The 22,613-nt window shown below is 54.7% G+C and carries 22 protein-coding genes and 1 tRNA gene; 7 read left to right on the plus strand and 16 right to left on the minus strand.

What is annotated here, in order from left to right; translation table 11 throughout:
- Nucleotides 1-50 precede the first annotated feature (50 nt).
- From galE to gpmA, 5 genes are all read left to right on the plus strand, one after another.
- Complete coding sequence (gene galE, locus A3466_RS02915; protein ID WP_063449325.1) at nucleotides 51-1,067, plus strand: UDP-glucose 4-epimerase GalE; 1,017 nt, start codon at nucleotides 51-53, stop codon at nucleotides 1,065-1,067.
- 9 nt (nucleotides 1,068-1,076) lie between these two features.
- A complete protein-coding gene (gene galT, locus A3466_RS02920) occupies nucleotides 1,077-2,123 on the plus strand; it encodes a galactose-1-phosphate uridylyltransferase (RefSeq protein ID WP_063449326.1) in 1,047 nt (348 codons plus the stop codon).
- 2 nt (nucleotides 2,124-2,125) lie between these two features.
- Nucleotides 2,126-3,274, plus strand: coding sequence for a galactokinase (gene galK, locus A3466_RS02925; RefSeq protein ID WP_063449327.1), 1,149 nt, complete (start codon nucleotides 2,126-2,128; stop codon nucleotides 3,272-3,274).
- Nucleotides 3,268-4,311: a galactose-1-epimerase gene (galM, locus tag A3466_RS02930; RefSeq protein ID WP_063449328.1), complete on the plus strand. Its 1,044-nt coding sequence runs from the start codon at nucleotides 3,268-3,270 to the stop codon at nucleotides 4,309-4,311. Before galK ends, galM begins: the two co-directional genes overlap by 7 nt.
- Nucleotides 4,312-4,583: 272 nt before the next feature.
- On the plus strand, nucleotides 4,584-5,336 hold the full coding sequence (gene gpmA, locus A3466_RS02935; RefSeq protein WP_006809557.1) for a 2,3-diphosphoglycerate-dependent phosphoglycerate mutase: 753 nt from the start codon (nucleotides 4,584-4,586) through the stop codon (nucleotides 5,334-5,336).
- A 61-nt stretch (nucleotides 5,337-5,397) separates the two neighbouring features.
- Here gpmA and aroG read toward each other — a convergent pair whose 3' ends face one another.
- Entirely contained in the window at nucleotides 5,398-6,450 is a 1,053-nt protein-coding gene (gene aroG, locus A3466_RS02940; protein WP_063449329.1) for a 3-deoxy-7-phosphoheptulonate synthase AroG, read from the minus strand.
- 304 nt (nucleotides 6,451-6,754) lie between these two features.
- On the opposite strand from aroG, the gene A3466_RS02945 reads away from it, so the two are divergent.
- Entirely contained in the window at nucleotides 6,755-7,114 is a 360-nt protein-coding gene (locus A3466_RS02945; protein ID WP_063449330.1) for a protein YbgS, read from the plus strand.
- A 99-nt stretch (nucleotides 7,115-7,213) separates the two neighbouring features.
- Nucleotides 7,214-8,152 carry a CDF family zinc transporter ZitB gene (zitB, locus tag A3466_RS02950; protein ID WP_063449331.1) on the plus strand — a complete coding sequence of 313 codons (939 nt, stop codon included), beginning with the start codon at nucleotides 7,214-7,216 and terminating at the stop codon, nucleotides 8,150-8,152.
- Here the strand turns inward: zitB and pnuC are convergent.
- The 15 genes from pnuC to mngB form a co-directional block, all read right to left on the minus strand.
- Nucleotides 8,149-8,868: a nicotinamide riboside transporter PnuC gene (gene pnuC / locus A3466_RS02955; protein WP_063449332.1), complete on the minus strand. Its 720-nt coding sequence runs from the start codon at nucleotides 8,866-8,868 to the stop codon at nucleotides 8,149-8,151. The genes zitB and pnuC overlap by 4 nt on opposite strands.
- Nucleotides 8,869-8,890: 22 nt before the next feature.
- Complete coding sequence (nadA, locus tag A3466_RS02960; RefSeq protein WP_063449333.1) at nucleotides 8,891-9,934, minus strand: quinolinate synthase NadA; 1,044 nt, start codon at nucleotides 9,932-9,934, stop codon at nucleotides 8,891-8,893.
- A 231-nt stretch (nucleotides 9,935-10,165) separates the two neighbouring features.
- Nucleotides 10,166-10,241, minus strand: a tRNA-Lys gene (locus tag A3466_RS02965).
- Nucleotides 10,242-10,402: 161 nt separating this feature from the next.
- Nucleotides 10,403-11,191: a cell division protein CpoB gene (gene cpoB / locus A3466_RS02970; protein WP_063449334.1), complete on the minus strand. Its 789-nt coding sequence runs from the start codon at nucleotides 11,189-11,191 to the stop codon at nucleotides 10,403-10,405.
- A 9-nt stretch (nucleotides 11,192-11,200) separates the two neighbouring features.
- A complete protein-coding gene (pal, locus tag A3466_RS02975) occupies nucleotides 11,201-11,722 on the minus strand; it encodes a peptidoglycan-associated lipoprotein Pal (RefSeq protein ID WP_003858578.1) in 522 nt (173 codons plus the stop codon).
- A gap of 34 nt (nucleotides 11,723-11,756) precedes the next feature.
- Entirely contained in the window at nucleotides 11,757-13,049 is a 1,293-nt protein-coding gene (tolB, locus tag A3466_RS02980) for a Tol-Pal system beta propeller repeat protein TolB (protein ID WP_063449335.1), read from the minus strand.
- Between the two features lie 129 nt (nucleotides 13,050-13,178).
- Nucleotides 13,179-14,432, minus strand: a complete 1,254-nt coding sequence (tolA, locus tag A3466_RS02985) for a cell envelope integrity protein TolA (RefSeq protein WP_063449336.1) — start codon at nucleotides 14,430-14,432, stop codon at nucleotides 13,179-13,181.
- A gap of 28 nt (nucleotides 14,433-14,460) precedes the next feature.
- Nucleotides 14,461-14,889 carry a colicin uptake protein TolR gene (tolR, locus tag A3466_RS02990; RefSeq protein WP_003858589.1) on the minus strand — a complete coding sequence of 143 codons (429 nt, stop codon included), beginning with the start codon at nucleotides 14,887-14,889 and terminating at the stop codon, nucleotides 14,461-14,463.
- A gap of 3 nt (nucleotides 14,890-14,892) precedes the next feature.
- Nucleotides 14,893-15,585, minus strand: coding sequence for a Tol-Pal system protein TolQ (tolQ, locus tag A3466_RS02995; protein WP_072201887.1), 693 nt, complete (start codon nucleotides 15,583-15,585; stop codon nucleotides 14,893-14,895).
- Nucleotides 15,582-15,986 carry a tol-pal system-associated acyl-CoA thioesterase gene (gene ybgC, locus A3466_RS03000; RefSeq protein WP_003858593.1) on the minus strand — a complete coding sequence of 135 codons (405 nt, stop codon included), beginning with the start codon at nucleotides 15,984-15,986 and terminating at the stop codon, nucleotides 15,582-15,584. The genes tolQ and ybgC overlap by 4 nt, the downstream gene beginning before the upstream one ends.
- A gap of 148 nt (nucleotides 15,987-16,134) precedes the next feature.
- Nucleotides 16,135-16,425 (minus strand): cyd operon protein YbgE, encoded by a 291-nt coding sequence (ybgE, locus tag A3466_RS03005; RefSeq protein ID WP_003858596.1) that lies wholly within the window; start codon nucleotides 16,423-16,425, stop codon nucleotides 16,135-16,137.
- The gene (cydX, locus tag A3466_RS03010) at nucleotides 16,425-16,538 is read right to left on the minus strand and encodes a cytochrome bd-I oxidase subunit CydX (protein WP_006177208.1); all 114 of its coding nucleotides are present in this window, start codon (nucleotides 16,536-16,538) and stop codon (nucleotides 16,425-16,427) included. Before cydX ends, ybgE begins: the two co-directional genes overlap by 1 nt.
- Before the next feature lie 14 nt (nucleotides 16,539-16,552).
- A complete protein-coding gene (gene cydB, locus A3466_RS03015; protein WP_063449337.1) occupies nucleotides 16,553-17,692 on the minus strand; it encodes a cytochrome d ubiquinol oxidase subunit II in 1,140 nt (379 codons plus the stop codon).
- A 15-nt stretch (nucleotides 17,693-17,707) separates the two neighbouring features.
- Nucleotides 17,708-19,276, minus strand: coding sequence for a cytochrome ubiquinol oxidase subunit I (cydA, locus tag A3466_RS03020; protein ID WP_063449338.1), 1,569 nt, complete (start codon nucleotides 19,274-19,276; stop codon nucleotides 17,708-17,710).
- Between the two features lie 680 nt (nucleotides 19,277-19,956).
- Nucleotides 19,957-22,593: a mannosylglycerate hydrolase gene (mngB, locus tag A3466_RS03025; RefSeq protein WP_063449339.1), complete on the minus strand. Its 2,637-nt coding sequence runs from the start codon at nucleotides 22,591-22,593 to the stop codon at nucleotides 19,957-19,959.
- Nucleotides 22,594-22,613: the final 20 nt, after the last annotated feature.

Here is a 22,613-nt window from a genome sequence, read left to right on the forward strand (position 1 = left end):
TCTCTGATATGCTATGGTTAATTCATACCATAAGCCTAATGGAGCGAAATATGCGAGTTCTGGTAACAGGTGGTAGCGGTTACATAGGTAGTCATACCTGTGTGCAACTGCTGCAAAGCGGTCACGACGTCGTCATTCTTGATAACCTGTGCAACAGTAAGCGCAGCGTGCTGCCAGTCATTGAACGCCTTGCGGGAAAACAGCCGACTTTCGTGGAAGGCGATATTCGCAATGAAGCATTGATGACTGAAATCCTTCACGATCACGCGATTGAAACCGTTATCCACTTCGCAGGCCTGAAAGCGGTGGGCGAATCGGTAGCAAAACCGCTTGAGTACTACGACAACAACGTCAACGGTACCCTGCGTCTGATCTCCGCCATGCGTGCGGCAAACGTGAAAAACTTTATCTTCAGCTCCTCCGCGACCGTCTACGGCGACCAGCCAAAAATTCCTTACGTTGAAAGCTTCCCGACCGGTACGCCGCAAAGCCCGTATGGCAAAAGCAAGTTGATGGTGGAGCAGATCCTGACCGACCTGCAAAAAGCCCAGCCTGAGTGGAGCATCGCGCTGCTGCGCTACTTCAACCCGGTTGGCGCGCATCCGTCAGGCGACATGGGCGAAGATCCGCAGGGCATTCCAAATAACCTGATGCCGTATATCGCGCAGGTGGCCGTAGGGCGTCGCGACTCCCTGGCGATTTTTGGTAACGATTATCCCACCGAAGACGGCACCGGCGTGCGCGATTACATTCACGTGATGGATCTGGCCGACGGCCACGTGGCGGCGATGCAGCAGCTGGCGGATAAACCGGGCGTGCATATTTACAACCTCGGCGCCGGCGTCGGCAGCAGCGTGCTGGATGTGGTGAATGCCTTCAGCAAAGCCTGCGGCAAGCCGGTGAACTACCACTTCGCGCCGCGCCGCGATGGCGATCTTCCGGCTTACTGGGCCGATGCCTCCAAAGCGGATAAAGAGCTTAACTGGCGTGTCACCCGCACGCTCGATGAAATGGCACAGGATACCTGGCACTGGCAGTCACGCCATCCGCAGGGCTATCCGGACTAAGGATTTGTCATGACGCAATTTAATCCCGTCGATCACCCGCATCGTCGTTTTAACCCGCTCAGCGGGCAATGGATTTTAGTTTCACCGCATCGCGCCAAGCGCCCCTGGCAGGGGGCGCAAGAGACGCCTGCAAAACAGACGCTGCCACAGCACGATCCGGACTGCTTCCTCTGTCCGGGCAACACGCGCGTGACGGGCGATATAAACCCGGACTACAAGGGCACCTTCGTTTTCACAAACGATTTCGCGGCGCTGATGACCGACACGCCGGACGCGCCGGAAAACCACGACCCGCTGATGCGCTGCGAAAGCGCCCGCGGCACCAGCCGCGTGATCTGCTTCTCTCCCGACCACAGCAAAACGCTGCCGGAGCTGAGCGTTGAGGCGCTGAAAGAGGTTGTCAGCACCTGGCAGGCGCAAACGGCGGAGCTGGGCCAGACCTATCCGTGGGTGCAGGTGTTTGAAAACAAAGGCGCGGCGATGGGCTGCTCTAACCCGCACCCGCACGGCCAGATCTGGGCGAACAGCTTCCTGCCGAACGAAGCCGAACGTGAAGACCGGCTGCAAAAAGCCTATTTTGCAGAGAACGGTTCACCGATGCTAGTGGATTACACCCAGCGTGAGCTGGCGGACGGCAGCCGCACCGTGGTGGAAACCGAGCACTGGCTTGCCGTGGTGCCGTACTGGGCGGCGTGGCCGTTTGAAACGCTGCTGCTGCCAAAAGCCCACGTCCAGCGCATTACCGACCTCAGCGACGCGCAGAAAGACGACCTTGCCCTGGCGCTGAAAAAACTGACCAGCCGTTACGATAACCTCTTCCAGTGCTCCTTCCCCTACTCCATGGGCTGGCACGGCGCGCCGTTCAACGGCGAAGAGAATCAACACTGGCAGCTGCATGCGCATTTCTACCCGCCGCTGCTGCGCTCAGCAACGGTACGTAAATTCATGGTGGGCTATGAAATGCTGGCGGAAACCCAGCGCGACCTGACGGCGGAACAGGCGGCAGAACGTCTGCGTGCCGTTAGCGACGTCCATTACCGCGAATCAGGAGTCTAAAAATGAATCTGAAAGATAAAACACAATCCCTGTTTGCTGAAAAATTTGGCTACCCTGCCACCCACGTTATTCAGGCGCCAGGCCGCGTTAATTTAATTGGCGAGCACACCGACTATAACGACGGTTTTGTGCTGCCCTGTGCCATTGACTACCAGACGGTGATCGGCTGCGCGAAACGTTCAGATCGTATGGTGCGGGTGATCGCCGCGGATTACGGCAACGAAATGGACGAATTTTCCCTCGACGCGCCGATCGTGACCCACGACAGCCAGCAGTGGTCGAACTATGTGCGCGGCGTGGTGAAGCATCTTCTGAAGCGTAACAAGGATTTCGGCGGGGCCGATCTGGTTATCAGCGGCAACGTGCCGCAGGGAGCAGGATTAAGCTCTTCTGCATCGCTGGAAGTGGCGGTCGGCACCGTCTTCCAGCAGCTTTATCATCTGCCGCTGGACGGCGCGCAGATCGCCCTCAACGGTCAGGAAGCGGAAAACCAGTTCGTGGGCTGCAACTGCGGCATTATGGATCAGCTTATTTCCGCGCTGGGCAAGAAAGAGCATGCGTTGCTGATTGACTGCCGCTCGCTCGGCACCAAAGCGGTTCCGCTGCCAAAAGGTGCGGCGGTGGTGATCATCAACAGTAACTTCAAACGCACCCTGGTGGGCAGCGAGTACAACACCCGCCGCGAGCAGTGTGAAACCGGCGCGCGCTTCTTCCAGCAGCCGGCCCTGCGTGATGTTTCTCTCGATGAATTTAACAAGGTTGCCCACGAGCTGGATCCGGTCGTAACGAAGCGCGTGCGTCACGTGCTGACGGAAAATGCCCGTACCGTAGAAGCCGCCTCCGCGCTGGCGAAAGGTGACCTGAAGCGCATGGGCGAACTGATGGCAGAATCGCATGCCTCCATGCGCGACGATTTCGAAATCACCGTGCCGCAAATCGACACCCTGGTTGAAATTGTAAAAGCCACGATTGGCGACAAAGGCGGCGTGCGTATGACCGGCGGTGGGTTTGGCGGCTGCGTCGTCGCCCTGGTGCCGGAAGAGCTGGTCCCTGCCGTTCAGGACGCCGTGGCGAAACAGTACGAAGCCAAAACGGGCATCAAAGAAACTTTCTATGTCTGCAAAGCATCACAAGGAGCCGGACAGTGCTAAACGAAATACCTACACTCGCACCGGATGGTCTGCCGTATCGCCTGTTAACCCTGCGCAACAGCGCCGGGATGGTGGTTACGCTGATGGACTGGGGCGCAACCCTACTTTCTGCCCGCGTCCCCATGCCTGACGGCAGCGTGCGCGAAACCCTGCTCGGCTGCGCATCCCCCGAGCAGTATATTGAGCAGAAGGCTTTTCTTGGCGCGTCCATAGGCCGCTACGCCAACCGCATCGCCAGAAGCCGGTTTGAGCTGGACGGCGTAGAATATTCCCTGCTTTCAAGCCAGGGTGAAAATCAGCTGCACGGCGGTCCGGAAGGGTTTGATAAACGCCGCTGGAAGATTGTGCAGCAAAATGACGGTGAGGTCTGGTTCTCTCTGGACTCCCTCGACGGTGACCAGGGCTTCCCGGGCAATCTGACCGCAACCGCGCGCTTCACCCTGACCGGGGATAATCGCATCGCCATTGAGTACCGCGCGACGGTCGACAAGCCGTGCCCGGTCAACCTGACTAACCACGCTTACTTCAATCTCGACGGCAACCAGACCGATGTCCGTAACCACAAACTCCAGATCCTGGCGGACGCGTATCTGCCGGTCGATAAGATGGGTATTCCGTATCAGGGGCTGAAACCGGTAAGCGGCAATAGCTTTGATTTCCGTCAGCCGAAAACCATCGCCCAGGATTTTCTGAGTGATGACGATCAGCGCAAGGTGAAGGGCTACGACCACGCTTTCCTGTTGCAGGCGAAAGGCGATCTTTCTCAACCTGCCGCACAGGTCTGGTCTGCGGATGAGAAGTTACAGATGACGGTCTACACCACCGCCCCTGCCCTTCAGTTCTACTCCGGCAACTACCTGGAGGGCACCACGGCGCGTGAACATAACGACTACGCCGCCTGGCAAGGTCTGGCGCTGGAGAGCGAATTCCTGCCGGACAGCCCTAACCATCCAGAATGGCCGCAGCCGGACTGCGTACTGCGTCCGGGTGAAGAGTACACGAGCGTTACCGAGTATCATTTCATTCCGCGCGCTTAACGCCCGGCGGCGCTGCGCCTGCACGGGCCTATGAATGTAGGCCGGATAAGCGAAGCGCCGTCCGGCAAAAAAGCCTGCCCTCACCGCGAGGGCTTTTTTATCTCCGCTTGCTGAAAATAGCGGCGATCGCAGACAAAATCATAACCCTGGATTCACATGCATCTTACACTCTCGAACTATTTTCGCTATGGTTAGGGTTAAGCGTTGCTGCTGGCACAGTCACGGCAATATAATGAGAATTGTTATCATTCAAAATGCTTGAGGAGTAAGAAATGGCTAATACTAAGCTTGTCCTGGTGCGCCACGGCGAAAGCCAGTGGAACAATGAAAACCGCTTCACCGGCTGGTATGACGTTGATCTGTCCGAGAAAGGCGTGAGCGAAGCAAAAGCGGCAGGTAAACTGCTGAAAGAAGAAGGCTTCACCTTTGACTTTGCTTACACCTCTGTGCTGAAACGTGCCATCCATACCCTGTGGAACGTTCTGGACGAGCTGGATCAGGCCTGGCTGCCGGTTGAGAAATCCTGGAAGCTGAACGAGCGTCACTACGGTGCGCTGCAAGGTCTGAACAAAGCGGAAACCGCAGAGAAATACGGTGACGAGCAGGTTAAGCAGTGGCGTCGCGGTTTCGCGGTAACGCCACCAGAGCTGAGCAAAGATGACGAGCGCTACCCGGGTCACGATCCGCGCTACGCGAAGCTGACTGAGGCTGAACTACCACAGACCGAAAGCCTGGCGCTGACCATTGACCGCGTGGTGCCTTACTGGAACGAAACCATTCTGCCACGCCTGAAAAGCGGCGAGCGCGTTATTATCGCTGCTCACGGTAACTCCCTGCGCGCGCTGGTGAAATACCTGGACAACATGGGTGAAGATGAGATCCTCGAGCTGAACATCCCTACCGGCGTACCGCTGGTGTACGAGTTCGACGAGAACTTCAAACCTGTTAAACATTACTATCTGGGTAATGCCGACGAAATCGCTGCAAAAGCGGCGGCAGTGGCGAACCAGGGTAAAGCGAAGTAATTTTCGCCGGACATAAAAAAAGCGTGGAGCAATCCACGCTTTTTTATTGCCCGCGACAAACTTAGCCGCGACGCGCTTTTACCGCATCCGCCAGCTGGCGCAGGATCGCATCGGTATCTTCCCAGCCAATACAGGCATCCGTCACGCTCTTACCGTAGACCAGCGGCTCGCTGCCCTCAGGATTCTGGTTGCCTTCCACCAGATGGCTCTCGATCATCACCCCAATCACCGCGCGTTCACCGTTGGCGATTTGCTGACAAACATCCGCCCCGACTTCCATCTGCTTTTTGAACTGTTTGCTGGAGTTCGCATGGCTGAAATCGATCATCACCTGCGGCGCCAGTCCCGCTTTCTCCAGACCCGCCTTCACTTCCGCCACGTGTTTTGCGCTGTAGTTAGGCTCTTTACCGCCGCGCAGAATGATATGGCAGTCGCCGTTACCGCTGGTATTCACGATAGCCGAGTGGCCCCATTTGGTCACCGACAGGAAGCAGTGCGGCGCGCCAGCCGCATTGATGGCATCAATCGCGACCTTGATGGTGCCATCCGTGCCGTTTTTGAAGCCCACCGGGCATGAGAGGCCAGACGCCAGCTCGCGGTGAACCTGAGATTCCGTGGTGCGCGCGCCGATGGCGCCCCAGCTCATCAGGTCAGCCAGATACTGCGGCGTGATCATATCCAGGAATTCTCCCGCCGCCGGCAGCCCGCTGTCATTAATTTCCAGCAGCAGCTTACGCGCAATGCGCAGGCCATCGTTGATCTGGAAGCTATTGTCCATGTGCGGATCGTTAATCAGCCCTTTCCAGCCCACGGTGGTACGCGGTTTTTCGAAATAGACGCGCATCACGATTTCCAGTTCGTCCTTCAGCTCTTCACGCAGGGTGAGCAGTCGTGACGCGTACTCTTTGGCCGCAGCAGGATCGTGAATAGAGCACGGCCCGATCACCACCAGAAGACGATCGTCGCTACCTTTGAGGATCTTGTGGATCGCCTTGCGGGCATGAGACACCGTGTTGGCGGCATTTTCAGTGGCGGGGAATTTTTCAAGGAGCGCTACGGGAGGTAATAACTCATTGATCTCTTTAATGCGTAAATCGTCGTTCTGATAATTCATCTTCTTTCCGGCTCTGCCATATCTTTAGTAATGAAAGCAATGCTTTCAATCTAACTTGTCGGCCTTGAAGTGTAAACGGGATTTTACACTTCACGCAGATAATTCCTGGAATTCGCCTAAAATTAACCACAAAATAGCGAAAAATGAGATCTGGCCTAAACTTTTTACTTGTAACAGCTGAATTTAAATATTTATACGCGATTCCATTCTGCCCTTACGCAGAAATCCGGGATCTTTCGCCACTGAACAAGATGCACTGTTGGAGAATGTTATCCAGCGTAACGATAAGAACAGGAGCACCATGATGAAAATGACGAAACTGACTACGCTTTTCCTGACGGCAACCCTTACCCTGGCAAGCGGCAGCGTGCTGGCAGCCGATGCAGGTTCATCCGGCAGCAACGGTGACGCGAATGCTGCTGCCGAAGCAGGCCAGGTTGCACCGGATGCAAAACAGAATATTGCGCCAAATAATGTTGATAACAGCAATATCAACACGGGCAATACTAACACCGGCGGTACGAATACCGGCACCATGAACCACGACGGCATGACCAACGATGAGGTTCATAAAAACTCGATGTGTAAAGACGGTAAATGTCCGGACCCCAATGACAAAGTGGGTAGCGATGCCAATACCAAAACGGACGGCACCACTCAGTAAGCCTGTCTAAGAAGAAATAAGGAGAGCGCATGCTCTCCTTTTTTATTTAAGCACTTAAAAACGCTACACTAAAAATAATAATAAATCAGGAAAGATATCATGGCGCATTCCCACTCCCATTCTCCCTCTTCCGGCGATGAAAACGCCAAACGGCTTCTGCTGGCATTTGCGGTCACCGCCACGTTTATGGTTATTGAGGTCATCGGTGGCCTTATTTCCGGCTCGCTGGCGCTGCTGGCCGATGCCGGACACATGCTTACCGATGCCGCGGCGCTGCTCTTCGCGCTGCTGGCCGTGCAGTTTGCCCGTCGCCCGCCCAATGCCCGCCACACGTTTGGCTGGCTCAGGCTGACCACGCTTGCCGCTTTTGTGAATGCGATTGCCTTAGTGGTGATTACCATACTCATCGTCTGGGAGGCTTTTCAGCGCTTTCGGCATCCTCAACCGGTAGCCGGGACAACGATGATGGTGATTGCCATTGCCGGCCTGGTGGCCAATATTCTGGCGTTCTGGATATTGCATCGCGGCAGCAGCGAAAAAAATCTGAACGTGCGGGCCGCAGCGCTGCACGTGCTCGGTGATTTGCTGGGTTCTGTTGGTGCGATTGTGGCCGCGCTGATTATTATGGGTACGGGCTGGACCCCTATCGACCCGATTCTTTCCGTGCTGGTATCGTGCCTGGTATTGCGCAGCGCCTGGCGGCTACTGAAGGAGAGCGTAAATGAGCTACTTGAAGGCGCGCCCACATCACTGGATATTGGCGAACTGAAGCGCAGCCTGAGTCGCTCCATTCCTGAGGTTCGTAACGTCCATCACGTTCACGTCTGGCTGGTTGGGGAAAAACCGCTTATGACGCTGCACGTTCAGGTTGTTCCACCCCACGATCACGACGCGCTGCTTGAACGTATTCAGCATTTCCTTGAGCATCACTATGAGATTGCGCACTCCACTATCCAGATGGAGTACCAGCCTTGCAGCGGGCCAGACTGCCACCTTAACGAGGCGCAGTCCGGCCACTCACACGCACATCACCATTAACGGGAAAGCGCGCGAGAGCCACGCTCACGCGCGCTGTTAATCCACATGCGGCTGCCGTTGAGAGCAATGAAGGTCAGGAGCATATACTCCAGCGACATGGCATAAACGCCCTGAAGGGCAAAAATCACCACGCTAATCACGTTAATCACCACCCACAACAGCCAGTTCTCAACGTATTTACGCGTCATCAGGATCATCGCCGCAATCGACAGCACCATCATGCAGGAATCCCAGAACGGGAAGGCGTCCGGCTGAAGCTCTGGCAGGGTGACGTTCAATCCCAGCCCCGACATCACCGAGACCGCCACGCGCGTCAGGAAGGCAAATACCGGATCGATAAAGACGGTCATCAGGCCGATAGCCACCACGCAGGCCGCGAGCCAGGCGAGGGCTTTTGGCAACGGCAGCCAGCGGATTTGCAGCTCCGCCTCCTGCTGACTGTTTTGCCGCGACCAGGCATACCAGCCGTAGATGTTGGCCGCGAAGAAGAACAGCTGTAGAAGCAGGCTGGCGTAGAGCTGGATCTGGAAGAAGATGATCGCAAACAGCGTAACGTTAATCAGCCCAAACGCATAGTTGCTGATCTTCTCCAGGCTGGCCAGCCAGATACAGAGTAAACCGGCCAGCGTACCTACCGCTTCAATCCACGACAGGTCATAGCCGCCCGCACCGATGGGGATGTGAACCAGGATGTTCTGTGTACTAAAAAAATCCATTTTTTCTCCGGGGCGTAATAAGTTAAGTACGTAGTGTAGCCGCAAAATCCAGCATGCGGTTAAGCGGAATTAACGCGCCTTCACGCAGGGCAGCATCCACGTGGATCTCATGCGCAGCGCCACCGTTCTCCAGCCCCTCCGCAATGGCTTTGAGGCCATTCATCGCCATCCATGGGCAATGCGCGCAGCTACGGCAGGTCGCCCCTTCTCCGGCGGTTGGCGCTTCAAGCAGCTCTTTTTCCGGCACGGCCTGCTGCATTTTGTAGAAGATACCGCGATCGGTCGCCACGATGAGCTGCTTGTGTGGCAGCGTTTTTGCCGCGTTAATTAACTGGCTGGTTGAGCCGACGGCGTCCGCCATCTCGACGATCGACTGCGGGGATTCCGGGTGCACCAGAATCGCGGCCTGCGGGTATAAGCCTTTCATCCGGGTCAGCGCCTGGGTCTTGAACTCATCGTGGACGATACAGGCACCCTGCCAGCACAGCACATCCGCACCGGTCTGTTTTTGCACGTAGTTTCCCAGATGGCGATCGGGCGCCCAGATGATTTTTTCACCCATGCTGTCCAGATGTTCAATCAGCTCAACGGCGATACTGGACGTCACTACCCAGTCTGCCCGGGCTTTGACGGCAGCGGAGGTGTTGGCGTAAACCACGACGGTACGGTCGGGGTGAGCATCACAGAAGGCGGTGAACTCATCAATCGGGCAGCCGAGATCGAGGGAGCATTCGGCATTCAGCGTCGGCATCAGAATCGTTTTTTCCGGGCTGAGGATTTTTGCCGTTTCGCCCATAAAACGAACGCCCGCAACGAGAAGCGTAGAGGCAGGATGTTTAGCGCCGAAACGCGCCATCTCCAGCGAGTCTGAGATACAGCCGCCCGTCTCTTCTGCCAGCTGCTGAATTTCCGGGTCAGTGTAGTAATGCGCCACCATCACCGCATCACGCGCTTTAAGAAGACGCTTAATTTTCTCACGATAGAACTGCTTCTCATCCCGGCTTAGCGGCGCTGGCTTCGGCGGGAAGGGATAAATTGCGGCTTCGGGATCAAACATCACACTCATTTTGGCTTCTCGTTTGACTGGCTTAACAATATTGCCTTTGTTTTGCGGTAGAAAGCAAAAATGACGGCAATGGTGTTTTATATACTAAACAAGATAGCGAATTTGAGGCGGATTGTCATCGGGAATTGGTGCCGGCAGCATTTGTCGGGTGGCGGCGTCGCCTTACCCGACCTACAAAGCACTGGGGAACGACAGATAGCAAAAAGGCGCCTTTAGGGCGCCTTTTTACATTGGTGGGTCGTGCAGGATTCGAACCTGCGACCAATTGATTAAAAGTCAACTGCTCTACCAACTGAGCTAACGACCCACTTTTGCGCTGCTTTCACGTTGTTTGATATCCCGTGGCAACGGCGGCATATATTACTGATTTAAGAATTCTGCGCAACAAAAATTTCGATGAAGATCACTTAACTGCTTAGGAATCATGCTGCACGACCAGAAATAACGCGATTTCTGGTCATGCGGTAATCAACCCATCGAACTTAAACGTTTTTGCGCTTGTTTGGCGCCGTCGGTGCCCGGGAATTTAGCAACCACCTGCTGATAAACCGCTTTGGCTTTAGCCGTGTCGCCTTTGTCCTGCATGATCACGCCAACTTTAAACATCGCATCCGGCGCTTTCGGTGATTTCGGGTAATTTTTCACCACAGAGGCAAAATAAAACGCCGCATCATCCTTTTTACCCTTGTTGTAATTCAACTGACCCAGCCAGTAGTTCGCATTGGGCTGGTAAGTGGAATCAGGGTATTTCTTCACGAAGTTCTGAAACGCAACGATAGCATCGTCCTGGCGCGATTTGTCCTGCACCAGGGCAATGGCCGCGTTATAGTCCGTATTCGCGTCACCGCTCTGTACAGGCGCTCCAGACGACGCTGAGGCATCTGCCGCTGGAGCAGGCGTCGCCGCACCGCTTTGATCGCCTGCTGCGGGCTGTGCAGCCGCACCGCCGCTGCTCAGGCTATCCATCTGCGACAAAATTTGCTTCTGGCGCTCCACAACCTGATTAAGCTGATACTGACTCTCCTGGATCTGACCACGAAGGGAATCGATATCGTTCTGGTTATCGGAAAGTTGCTGCTGGAGTTGAGTTAAAAGCTGACTGTGAGCGTTAGAAATACGCTCGAGCTGAGTGACCCGGTCTTCTACCGAGCCTGAGCCGACACTACTGATTGGTGCCTGAGCAAAAGCGGCCCAGGGGGCCGCTATTCCAACCAGTAACGACAGACTCATCAGATGATGTCTGAAGTTACTGCTCATGCAATTCTCTTAGTAAACGAGTACGGCACGACGGTTTTTGGAGTAAGCCGCTTCGTCGTGACCCAGTACTGCTGGTTTTTCTTTACCGTAAGAAACGATGGAGATCTGGTCAGCAGAAACGCCTTTACCCTGGAGGTACATTTTAACAGCGTTTGCACGACGTTCACCCAGGGAGATGTTGTACTCTGGGGTACCACGTTCGTCCGCATGACCTTCTACGGTGACTTTGTAAGACGGGTTGCTACGCAGGAAGTTTGCGTGCGCATCCAGCATTGCAGCGAAGTCAGAACGAATGTCGTATTTATCCAGATCGAAGTAAACGATGTTGTTCTGCTGTAACTGCTGCATCTGAAGACGCGCTTGCTCTTCAGAAGACATATTGCCATTGCCGTTAGCGTCCATACCGGTGCCGGCACCCATCATGCCTTCGCCGCTCTGGTCATTGCTTGCGTTCTTGTTAGAAGAACACGCTGCGATTGCCATTACAGGCAGAGCGATCATCAGCCCCTTCAGCACTTTGTTCAGTTGCATTTCTAAGATTCCTTTAGTAATCAATTAATTATTATTACAGATACGGCGACCAGGCAGGTGATTTTACCTGTCCATCAGTTGCCGGAAGACGCGCTTTGAAACGCCCATCTGTAGAAACCAGATTCAGCACGGATCCCATCCCCTGAGAAGAGCTGTAGATTACCATGGTGCCGTTAGGTGCCAGACTTGGCGTTTCATCCAGGAACGTTGACGACAGTATTTGTACGCCTCCCGTTACCAGATCTTGTTTGGCAATGTGCTGCTGACCACCCGCAGTGCTGACCATTACCATTGTTTTACCATCGGCACTGACGTCAGCATCCTGGTTCTGAGAACCTTCCCAGGTAATGCGCTGCGCTGCTCCGCCGTTGATATTCACTTTATAAACTTGTGGACGACCGGCCTGGTCAGACGTAAAGGCCAGATTCTGGCTGTCCGGGAACCAGGTTGGCTCCGTGTTGTTGCTACGACCATCGGTTACCTGGCGGATCTGGCCAGAGCCAATGTCCATGACGTACAGGTTCAGGCTACCGGTTTTAGATAGGGCAAACGCCAGTTTAGTCCCGTCCGGAGAGAACGCAGGTGCACCGTTGTGACGCGGGAATGACGCAACCTGACGCACGGCACCGTTAGACAGCGTCTGGATAACCAGCGCGGAACGGCCGCTCTCGAAGGTCACGTACGCCAGCCTGGAGCCGTCAGGAGACCATGCCGGAGACATCAGCGGCTGCGGAGAACGGTGTACGGTGAACTGGTTGTAACCATCGTAGTCAGAGACGCGCAGCTCATAAGGGAACTGGCCGCCGTTGGTCTGCACAACGTACGCGATACGGGTACGGAACGCACCTTTAATCCCGGTCAGCTTCTCAAACACTTCGTCACTCGCCGTGTGGCCTGCATAACGCAGCCACTGCTTGTTCACTTTATAGGTGTTTTGAGCCAGAACGGTACCCGGCGCACCGCCGGTATCCACCAGCTGATACGCAACGTTATAGCCGCCGTCTGGTGCAGGGGTAACCTGGCCGACAACCACCGCATCAATACCCAGCGCAGACCATGCAGCAGGCTGAACGTCCTGCGCGGTACCCGGCTGCTGCGGCAGACGAGAACGATCTAACGGGTTAAATTTACCGCTGTTACGCAGGTCAGCTGCAACAATGCCGCCAATATCTTCAGGCGCAGCGCCCGGGCCTGCCCACTGGAATGGAACGACACCGATTGGACGCGCTGAGTCCACCCCCTGGGTGATCTCAATGCGTACTTCTGCGTGCAGTACAGCTGCCCACAGCATTAAAAAACTAACTGCTACACGTAATGCCTGCTTCATCATATCTCCCTTATCTGGGTAACCTTACCCACGATAATTTAGCAGAATGTTAACAAACCCAAATAGACAAAACTACTTATCCTGTTTACGACCATAGACTGTTTTTCAGACTTCCGTTAGAAGAGTTGATTACAGCTTAAAGTCCAGTTTGGCATCTTTTATCTTTTCATAAACAGCCTCGCTAGGCGGTTTAGGAATGTTCGCCGATCTGGCTGCGGCCAACGCAGCCTGACAGAGCGCAGGATCGCCCCCTTCAGACGTCACGCTTTTCAACCTGCCGTCTGGCGCAAGATTGATGTGCAGTACGCACTGCTTGCCCTGATACAGGCCTGCATCAAAGAGTCGGCTCTGAATCGCAACCTGGATCTGCTTGGCATAAGCGCTGATATCTGCACCTGTTGCCCCACCGTTGGCTCCGGAGGCACCGCTGTCTTTTGACGGCTGTCCATTTCCTTTGGCCCCACCGCCCGTTTTCGGTGCATTCTTACCGGAGCTCAGGTCACCCAGCAGGTCGTCCACACCGGCGGCAGCGGCAGCTTTCTCAGCGGCTGCGGCCTTTTTAGCCGCGGCTTTTTCGGCAGCCGCTTTTTTATCGGCAGCGGCTTTCTCAGCGGCTGCTTTTTTATCAGCGGCAGCTTTTTCCGCAGCGGCGGCTTTTTCTGCCGCAGCTTTCTCGGCGGCGGCCGCTTTTTTCGCAGCATCAGCAGCCGCTTTCTTCTCGGCTTCCTGGGCAGCTTTCTTCGCGGCTTCCGCTTCGGCTTTCTTCTGTGCGTCGGCAGCCGCTTTTTTCGCCGCTTCCGCTTCCGCTTTCTTCTTCGCGTCAGCAGCCGCTTTCTTCGCCGCTTCCGCTTCCGCTTTCTTCTGAGCATCAGCAGCCGCTTTCTTCGCCGCGTCTGCGGCTAACTTAGCCTGAGCATCTGCCTTCGCCTTCGCGTCTGCTGCGGCTTTGGCTGCCGCCTCTTCCGCCTGCTTCTGCTGTTCCTGGGCTTGCTTCGCTGCGGCTTCAGCCTGTTTCTGCTGCTCCGCCTGCTCTTTCGCCGCTTCCTGCGCCTGCAAACGTTCTTTCTCAAGCTGCTTCAGACGTTCCTGCTCGGCGGCCTGCTTTTCACGCAACTCTTCCGCCTGCTGTTGCGCCTGTTTTTCACGCTGTTCTTCCGCGCGCTTTGCGCTCGCCTGCTGCTGTTGCTGACGATTATAGTTCTGCACTACCGCACCGGGATCTACCATGACGGCGTCGATGGATGAACCTCCACCACCGCCCGATGCATCAATGTGCTCATCGAACGAACTCCAGATCAGCGCTGCAAAAAGAATCACGTGCAGCACTGCGGAGACGATTATCGCTCGCTTAAGCTTGTCGTTCTGTTCGGTTGCCTTTGACACTATCGGTTCCCAAAAACTACGCAGATGATCAAATAGGCTGAGTCATTAAGCCAACTGACTTAACGCCCGCGCTATGTAGCAAGTTCAGCGCTTTGATAATTTCATCATATGGTACGTCTTTCGCACCACCGATTAAGAAGACCGTCTTCGGATTTGACTCCAGGCGTCGTTGCGCTTCAGCAATAACCTGCTCTGGCGGGAGCTGATCCATACGATCCTTCTCCACCACCACGCTGTACTGCCCTACGCCGGAAACCTCAATGATGACCGGAGGATCGTCATTGGTGCTTACCGCCTGTGATTCTGTCGCATCCGGCAGATCAACTTCCACGCTCTGGGTGATGATGGGCGCTGTGGCCATAAAGATCAGCAGCAGCACCAGCAGCACGTCCAGTAACGGAACGATATTGATTTCGGACTTGAGCTCGCGACGACCTCGTCCACGCGATCTGGCCATGGTTTACCCCTTGTTGCTCTCGGTGCTGGTAAACGCCTGACGATGCAGAATCGCGGTGAACTCTTCCATAAAGTTGTCGTAGTTCAGTTCCAGTTTGTTCACACGCTGGTTCAGACGGTTGTACGCCATCACCGCCGGAATTGCGGCGAACAGACCGATTGCGGTCGCGATCAGTGCTTCTGCGATACCCGGTGCAACCATCTGCAACGTCGCCTGCTTCACCGCGCCCAGCGCGATAAAGGCGTGCATGATCCCCCACACCGTACCAAACAGGCCGATATACGGGCTGATGGAACCCACGGTGCCGAGGAACGGAATATGCGTTTCAAGATTTTCCAGTTCGCGGTTCATGGAGATGCGCATCGCACGCGACGCACCTTCTACTACGGCTTCCGGCGCATGGCTGTTAGCACGGTGTAAGCGAGCGAACTCTTTGAAACCACTATAGAAAATTTGTTCGGAGCCTGAAAGGCTATCACGGCGTCCCTGGCTTTCCTGATACAGACGAGAAAGCTCGATACCCGACCAGAACTTATCTTCAAACGCTTCGGCTTCGCGGCCAGCGGCATTGAGGATACGCGTTCTCTGGATGATGATGGCCCAGGATGCGATTGAAAAACCAATCAAAATCAACATGATAAGTTTAACCAGAAGGCTTGCCTTCAGGAACAAATCAAGGATATTCATGTCAGTCACTGCTTAAACTCCGCGACAATAGACTTAGGAAGCGCACGAGGCTTCATTATGGTTGGATCAACACAGACAATCAGGACTTCAGCTGAGTTCAGTACCGTGTTCTCTGCATTGACTATCCGCTGCGTGAAAACCAGTGAAGTTCCGCGCATTGATGTAATTTCTGTTTGGACTTCGAGCATATCGTCGAGTCTGGCAGGCGCAAAATACTCAAGCGTCATCTTGCGTACCACGAAGGCAACTCGCTCAGCCAACAGCACCTGTTGACTAAAGTGATGATGGCGCAGCATCTCTGTGCGTGCCCGTTCATAAAAAGCAACGTAGCTGGCGTGGTAGACCACACCACCGGCATCGGTATCTTCGTAATAGACACGAACCGGCCATCGAAACAGCGTTGTATTCACTTTACATCCCGGTAATACAAGAAAAGTTGGAGCTTTCAAACTTCGCTACTATACGCGCGGGAATGATGGTTTGGAATGGGGGAAAGTAAACGGAGAGTAAATTTTTATGGGCTCGGGTAAGCCCATATCGTTAACGGACATTTCTTATTCAGAAGAAGAAGAAAATCAAACCGGCGAGGAGAACCAGATCGGCAATCAGCGGGCAGAAGATGCCCTGCCAGTGAAGCGCTTTCGGACGAAAGCCAACGCCGTGAATGACCCCTGCACACACCGCCCACATAATCAGAAAGCCGTGCCAGATCTCAAGCTCGCTGGTTTTTGCCGCGAAGCGCGACGGGTCCCAGAAAATACAGCCCGCCAGCAGTAATGCCATAATGAGGGAAAGCGCCCTCAGGGGGCGCTTATCCATTACCGCATATAACGTTGCGATAATGTTCATTAGTGCTTTTCTTCACCTGCTTTGGACGCTTCAACATGCTCAAGCGCCAGGGCAGTGATGACACCAAATGCACAGGCAAGAAGCGTCCCTAAAATCCATGCGAAATACCACATATTCAGCTCCTTACTTAGTACATAGAGTGGGTGTTGCTTTCGATATGTTCTTTGGTAATACGACCGAACATTTTCCAGTAACACCAGCTGGTGTAGAGCAGGATAATCGGTACGAATACGCAAGCAACATACGTCATCAGGTTCAGCGTCAGCTGGCTGGACGTTGCATCCCACATGGTCAGGCTAGCATTCATCATGGTGCTGGACGGCATCACGAATGGGAACATCGCAATACCCGCGGTCAGGATAATGCACGCCAGCGTCAGGGAGGAGAATACGAACGCCAGAGCGCCTTTCTCCAGACGAGACGTCAGCACGGTCAGCAGCGGCAGCAGCACACCCAGAGCCGGGATAGCCCACAGCGCAGGGGTAGTGTTGAAGTTCACCAGCCATGCACCAGCCTGACGCGCCACTTCTTTGGTCAGCGGGTTAGACGGTGCAGTATGGTTGATCGCGGAGGTCACCACGTAACCATCAATACCGTACACCACCCACACGCCTGCCAGAGCGAAGCAGACCAGCGTCACCAGCGCTGCAACCTGAGCGGTTGCGCGGGAACGCAGGTGCAGTTCACCCACGGTACGCATCTGAAGGTAGGTTGCGCCCTGGGTGATAATCATCGCCACGCTCACCACGCCCGCCAGCAGACCAAACGGATTCAGCAGCTGGAAGAAGTTACCGGTGTAGAACAGACGCATATATTCGTCGACGTGGAACGGTACGCCCTGCAACAGGTTACCGAACGCCACACCAATGACCAGCGGTGGAACGAAGCTACCAATGAAGATGCCCCAGTCCCACATGTTACGCCAGCGGGTGTCTTCAATCTTGGAACGGTAGTCAAAACCTACCGGACGGAAGAATAAAGAAGCCAGCACCAGAATCATCGCTACATAGAAGCCGGAGAACGCAGCCGCGTAGACCATCGGCCAGGCAGCGAACAGCGCGCCGCCTGCGGTGATCAGCCACACCTGGTTACCGTCCCAGTGCGGGGCGATAGAGTTAATCATGATTCGACGCTCGGTGTCATTACGACCGAGGAAACGGGTGAGCATGCCCACGCCCATGTCGAAACCATCGGTGACCGCAAATCCAATCAGCAGAACGCCGATCAGCAGCCACCAGACAAAACGCAATACTTCATAATCGATCATTTGATGACTCCTGTCTTAGCGTGCCGGCTGAGTAGTCACAGCAGACTGCTCGTAGTGGTAGCGACCGGTTTTCAGGCTGCTTGGGCCAAGGCGCGCGAACTTGAACATCAGGAACAGTTCAGCCACCAGGAACAGGGTGTATAGACCGCAAATGAGCAGCATGGAGAAGATCAGGTCGCCTGCGGTCAGGGAGGAGTTCGCTACCGCGGTTGGCAGCACCTCACCAATCGCCCACGGCTGACGGCCATACTCCGCGACAAACCAGCCGGACTCGATTGCAATCCACGGCAGTGGAATACCGTACAGCGCGGTGCGCAGCAGCCATTTTTTCTCACCGATGCGGTTACGGATGACGGACCAGAACGAGGCCGCGATGATCAGCAGCATAATAATGCCGCAACCGACCATGATGCGGAACGCAAAGTACAGCGGCGCAACGCGTGGAATGGAGTCTTTGGTTGCCATCTGAATCTGCTCTTCCGTCGCGTCGGAGACGTTCGGGGTATAGCGTTTCAGCAGCAGGCCGTAGCCCAGGTCTTTTTTCACGTCGTTAAAGCGATCGCGAACGGCCTGGTCGGTAGAACCGGCGCGCAGCTGTTCCAGCAGCGAGTAGGCTTTCATCCCGTTACGGATACGCTCTTCATGCTGCACCATCAGATCTTTCAGGCCAGTGACCTGTTTGTCGACGGAGCGCGTGGCGATAATACCCAGAGCGTAAGGAATTTGAATGGCGAAGCGGTTTTCCTGCGCATCCTGGTCAGGCACGCCGAACAGGGTAAACGCGGCAGGCGCCGGCTGGGTTTCCCATTCCGCTTCAATCGCGGCCAGCTTGGTTTTCTGCACGTCGCCCATTTCGTAACCGGATTCATCACCCAGAACAATAACGGACAGAATCGCCGCCATGCCGAAGCTTGCTGCGATAGCAAAGGAGCGTTTCGCAAAGGCGAAGTCACGGCCGCGCAGCATATAGTAGGAGCTGATGCCCAGCACGAACATCGCGCCGCAGACGTAGCCAGACGCCACGGTGTGGACGAATTTCACCTGAGCAACCGGGTTCAGGACGAGTTCAGCGAAGCTGACCATCTCCATACGCATGGTTTCGAAGTTGAAATCAGACGCGATGGGGTTTTGCATCCAGCCGTTCGCCACCAGGATCCACAGCGCGGACAGGTTGGAGCCTAATGCCACCAGCCAGGTTACCGCCATATGCTGGACTTTACCCAGACGGTCCCAACCGAAGAAGAACAGACCTACAAAGGTGGATTCGAGGAAGAAGGCCATCAGACCTTCAATGGCCAGCGGCGCACCAAAAATATCCCCAACGTAGTGGGAATAGTAAGACCAGTTAGTCCCGAACTGGAACTCCATGGTCAGACCGGTTGCCACGCCCAGCGCAAAGTTGATGCCAAACAACTTGCCCCAGAACTTGGTCATATCTTTATAAATCTGTTTGCCGGAGAGGACGTAAACCGTTTCCATGATCGCCAGCAGGAACGCCATACCCAGCGTCAGCGGCACAAACAGGAAGTGGTACATCGCGGTCAAGGCAAACTGTAAGCGCGACAGTTCGACTACGTCTAACATTATGACTCCTTGCTCATCGCATGAAGACTCCGAGAGTGAACCCCGTTAGATAAGGATCCACACGCATGCCCCAATACAAAGTTATCTGCGCCCCTTCTTCGTTGCTTATTCTCCGTAGGGGGAAAAAGCAACGATGAAAGGTTACAAATACGTTAAGAAAAAACCAAATTGATCCCGTAAATATAATACGCTGCAAAACCCTTACAATAAACAGGTTTTTATTCGAACAGATTTACGTTTTTCGACGGCGATCAATTTATAGCAAAATTACCACTTTTCGGCCATTTTGATCGGGAACAATTTAACGCCTTTTGGAGCCTTTTTCCAAGGATTAAACATTGATTTAAATCAAAAACGCCGGCATCTGTTAACGATGTTTCTTTGTGGTATACATAGTAAAGACCTTGTTATGGATATGTATATTTTTAGGCGCGCAGCGTTATAAAAGGCAGAAGAGAATATAAACAGTTGTGATTTTTATTAACGTGACAGGAAAATCGTATTTAGTGGACGACGAAACATATTCTGTTATCCGCTTCACAGTATTTTTTTATTACTTTGCCATCAGAATAAATGATTACATTTTATTCACCTTTAGCAGCATTAAAATTAACACCCCTGTGTGACTTTTTAATGAAAAAAAAGGCCGCATCCCCTGCGACCTTTTGTTAAGCCAGGTATTACCTCTCTATCCTGACGCTAAAGGTTCGGGACTGGCACGGACGGAATGGACCAGAAATGCCCGCACTCTCCTCCCCTGCCGCGTCGGGCATCTCATTCATGTTCGTTTCGCAACAGGCCAGCACCACGCGGTTCACTGACAGGGCGACGTCGCAGGATTGCGTCTCGGACGGGTTGTAGAGACGCACTATCATCTCGTCACGATCCTCTGCTTTCTTCAGCGCGCTGAGCACGCATCCGTTTGGCGAAAGCGTTAGCAGGCTGTAGCTGCCAGGGGTAGTGAAGTCCGTGCGGTTAAGCTTCATCGCATCCCAGGGGATTTTGTTATAGCAGTGCACCGCCGTTAGCCATGATTTCGCCTGCTGCGCAACGCCGGCACTCACGGGTGTGCCGGTAAACGTGAACAGGCTGAAGCGACAGCGTAGCTGGCCCCGCACCTGCGAATCCGGCACCAGCATTTTGATCCCGGACGGCCTGCCCGGGCGCAAAAGTAAATCCTCTTTTCCAAGCAGCCCCACGCCGCGAAGCAACGTCAGGGCAAATGTTTTTTGACGCTCGCCGGTCACCTCAAATTCGCGCAACCCTTCGGTGAACAGCGCCATCCCGTTACGCCGTTCCTGGAGCACCGCGTAATTGAGCAGGTTCCACACCGGCAGCGGCGCTTCCTTCCATCCTTCCTCCTGCCAGTTCGCCATTGCTTCATCCCATACGGGGCGCGTCAGCGAACCGAACTGGGTATCGGCCAGCACTGCCTCCGTGGTGAACGGCGTCAGGATCAGCACCCGCACGCGATGGTCATTCGCGTGATTGCCAAGACGGGCCTCAACGTCGATACGCCGGCTGTTATGGCTGAGCGTGACCGTCAGTTCTGCCTCAAGCATCCCCGTCCGATGACGCGCAGAACGTTCGGCGAGATTCGCCGGCACCGCCATACGATGCCGAATCACCGCCCTGCTCTGCCATGCCTCGTGGATCACCTCAACGTCGTGCTCGCCCTGCGCGGAAGTGAGCCGCCACTCTTCCCGAGAGGGCGAGTAGTCGTACTCGTCGCCATCATCCGAGCTCTCTTCTATTTCCAGCGCGCGGTCATAAATCAGCCCGGACTCTTTGTCGCGCAGGCGCAGCGACCCGTCTTCATTTAACGTAATTTCCCAGAACGCATTTTCCAGCAGCGCCGCCGACGCATTTACTGGCGCCAGCAGCTTGCCGGTCACGTGCGGCTCGATAAACAGCGTGCGGTAACCCATTGATGGCAGGATTTGGTTGAACTGGATGTCGAACTCCATAAAGGGCTCATAGTTGCCGTAATGCACAATCTGCCGGTCAATCAAGCCGGGGTCGATCTCACGCGCGCTGCGGAGGTAATAAGGAATGTCATTCCCCTTATCGTCCAGCAGGCGGAACTGGCTGGCGCGCAGACGTATCGTGGTGTTAATCACTTCCTCACGCGGCCAGGGCGTCAGGTTAAACATCACCAGTTTGTCCTCATCGCTTTGCGGCATGTTGTCGACAATCTTGCGCATATAGAAGCACGTCAGGTTATCGGCCATGTCTTCCGCCAGCTCGAAGCGGGACATCACCTCGCGATGCACTTTGTCACTACAGCAGCAGCCGATACTGTCGTGGGCGTGATTCTTGAGGATCTCTTTCCACATTTTTTCCAGCAGGCCGTGGTGATACTCAAAGCCCAGCGTCCAGGCAAGCGTGGCCAGCGGCTCAAGAACGTTGACGATTTTGTTTTCTATCCGGGCGTGGGCGATTTTGATGTCCATCCGCGTAGAGCCGATGGTCCGGTGCACCCGCATGTATTTACCGTCAATAAACTCCCCTTTGAGGGTTGCCAGTTCATCGCGGTGCGCGTCGATATGGTCAAATACCTCCTCGAAGCGGCTCATCACAAACTGACGCTGCGGATAGATTTCGCGAAGCTTATCCATCACCGCAAAAATGTTCTGCTGGAGCGGCATCTGGTCGTGGCCGTTAGGCAGCAAAATTTCTTTCGTCACGGAGGCTTTTTCGAGCACCTCTAACCAGGCGTCGAGCCGTTTCCGCAGCCCGTCTTCATCCTCCGGTAAGTACTTACCAATCGCGTAGCCCAAGGGCAGCACCTGTGCCGTCACTTCGCTGCCGTCCTGGCTTTGCCAGAGAAATTCGGTTTTATCGGTTCCGTGCCGCTCGGAGCACCCGCGCCAGAACATGGTGCGCGTGATGCCAAAACCGTTATAAATGTGCGGCAGCTGGGAAGACATGCCGAAGGAGTCCGGCAGATAGCCAATTTTCATCGGCTCGCCAAAGGCCATGCAGTCGCGCATGCCGTACATCAGATTGCGGACAATCGACTCGCCGGAGACAAGGGTGGTATCCGTCTGGGTATACCACGGACCCACGATCAGCTTCCCGGCCTCCACCAGCGCTTTCACGCGTGGCCTGCTTTCCGGCTTCACGGCAAAATAATCTTCCAGCACCGCCGTCTGGCCGTCGAGGACGTAGTATTTGTACTCTGCATCCTGTTCGAGACGGGTGAGGATCTCTTCCATATTATTGACCAGAAGAATACGTGACGCTTCGGTGGTGAAGTACCACTCACGGTCCCAGTGCATATGTGGCGTGATATGAACGCGAGATACAGCTTTCATCTTCGTTTCCTGTCGGTGCG

Origin of the sequence: Enterobacter genomosp. S (assembly GCF_001631805.1) — a bacterium.
Taxonomy (GTDB): Bacteria; Pseudomonadota; Gammaproteobacteria; order Enterobacterales; family Enterobacteriaceae; genus Enterobacter; species Enterobacter quasihormaechei.

Bases quoted from the DNA above. Each gene is read 5' to 3' on its own strand.
- pnuC (WP_063449332.1), bottom strand. From the start codon at position 8,868: ATGGATTTTTTTAGTACACAGAACATCCTGGTTCACATCCCCATCGGT.
- galE (WP_063449325.1), top strand. From the start codon at position 51: ATGCGAGTTCTGGTAACAGGTGGTAGCGGTTACATAGGTAGTCATACC.
- gpmA (WP_006809557.1), top strand. From the start codon at position 4,584: ATGGCTAATACTAAGCTTGTCCTGGTGCGCCACGGCGAAAGCCAGTGG.
- tolB (WP_063449335.1), bottom strand. From the start codon at position 13,049: ATGAAGCAGGCATTACGTGTAGCAGTTAGTTTTTTAATGCTGTGGGCA.
- aroG (WP_063449329.1), bottom strand. From the start codon at position 6,450: ATGAATTATCAGAACGACGATTTACGCATTAAAGAGATCAATGAGTTA.
- cydB (WP_063449337.1), bottom strand. From the start codon at position 17,692: ATGATCGATTATGAAGTATTGCGTTTTGTCTGGTGGCTGCTGATCGGC.
- pal (WP_003858578.1), bottom strand. From the start codon at position 11,722: ATGCAACTGAACAAAGTGCTGAAGGGGCTGATGATCGCTCTGCCTGTA.
- mngB (WP_063449339.1), bottom strand. From the start codon at position 22,593: ATGAAAGCTGTATCTCGCGTTCATATCACGCCACATATGCACTGGGAC.
- A3466_RS02945 (WP_063449330.1), top strand. From the start codon at position 6,755: ATGAAAATGACGAAACTGACTACGCTTTTCCTGACGGCAACCCTTACC.
- nadA (WP_063449333.1), bottom strand. From the start codon at position 9,934: ATGAGTGTGATGTTTGATCCCGAAGCCGCAATTTATCCCTTCCCGCCG.
- cydA (WP_063449338.1), bottom strand. From the start codon at position 19,276: ATGTTAGACGTAGTCGAACTGTCGCGCTTACAGTTTGCCTTGACCGCG.
- cydX (WP_006177208.1), bottom strand. From the start codon at position 16,538: ATGTGGTATTTCGCATGGATTTTAGGGACGCTTCTTGCCTGTGCATTT.
- zitB (WP_063449331.1), top strand. From the start codon at position 7,214: ATGGCGCATTCCCACTCCCATTCTCCCTCTTCCGGCGATGAAAACGCC.
- galT (WP_063449326.1), top strand. From the start codon at position 1,077: ATGACGCAATTTAATCCCGTCGATCACCCGCATCGTCGTTTTAACCCG.
- ybgE (WP_003858596.1), bottom strand. From the start codon at position 16,425: ATGAACATTATCGCAACGTTATATGCGGTAATGGATAAGCGCCCCCTG.
- galK (WP_063449327.1), top strand. From the start codon at position 2,126: ATGAATCTGAAAGATAAAACACAATCCCTGTTTGCTGAAAAATTTGGC.
- tolR (WP_003858589.1), bottom strand. From the start codon at position 14,889: ATGGCCAGATCGCGTGGACGAGGTCGTCGCGAGCTCAAGTCCGAAATC.
- cpoB (WP_063449334.1), bottom strand. From the start codon at position 11,191: ATGAGCAGTAACTTCAGACATCATCTGATGAGTCTGTCGTTACTGGTT.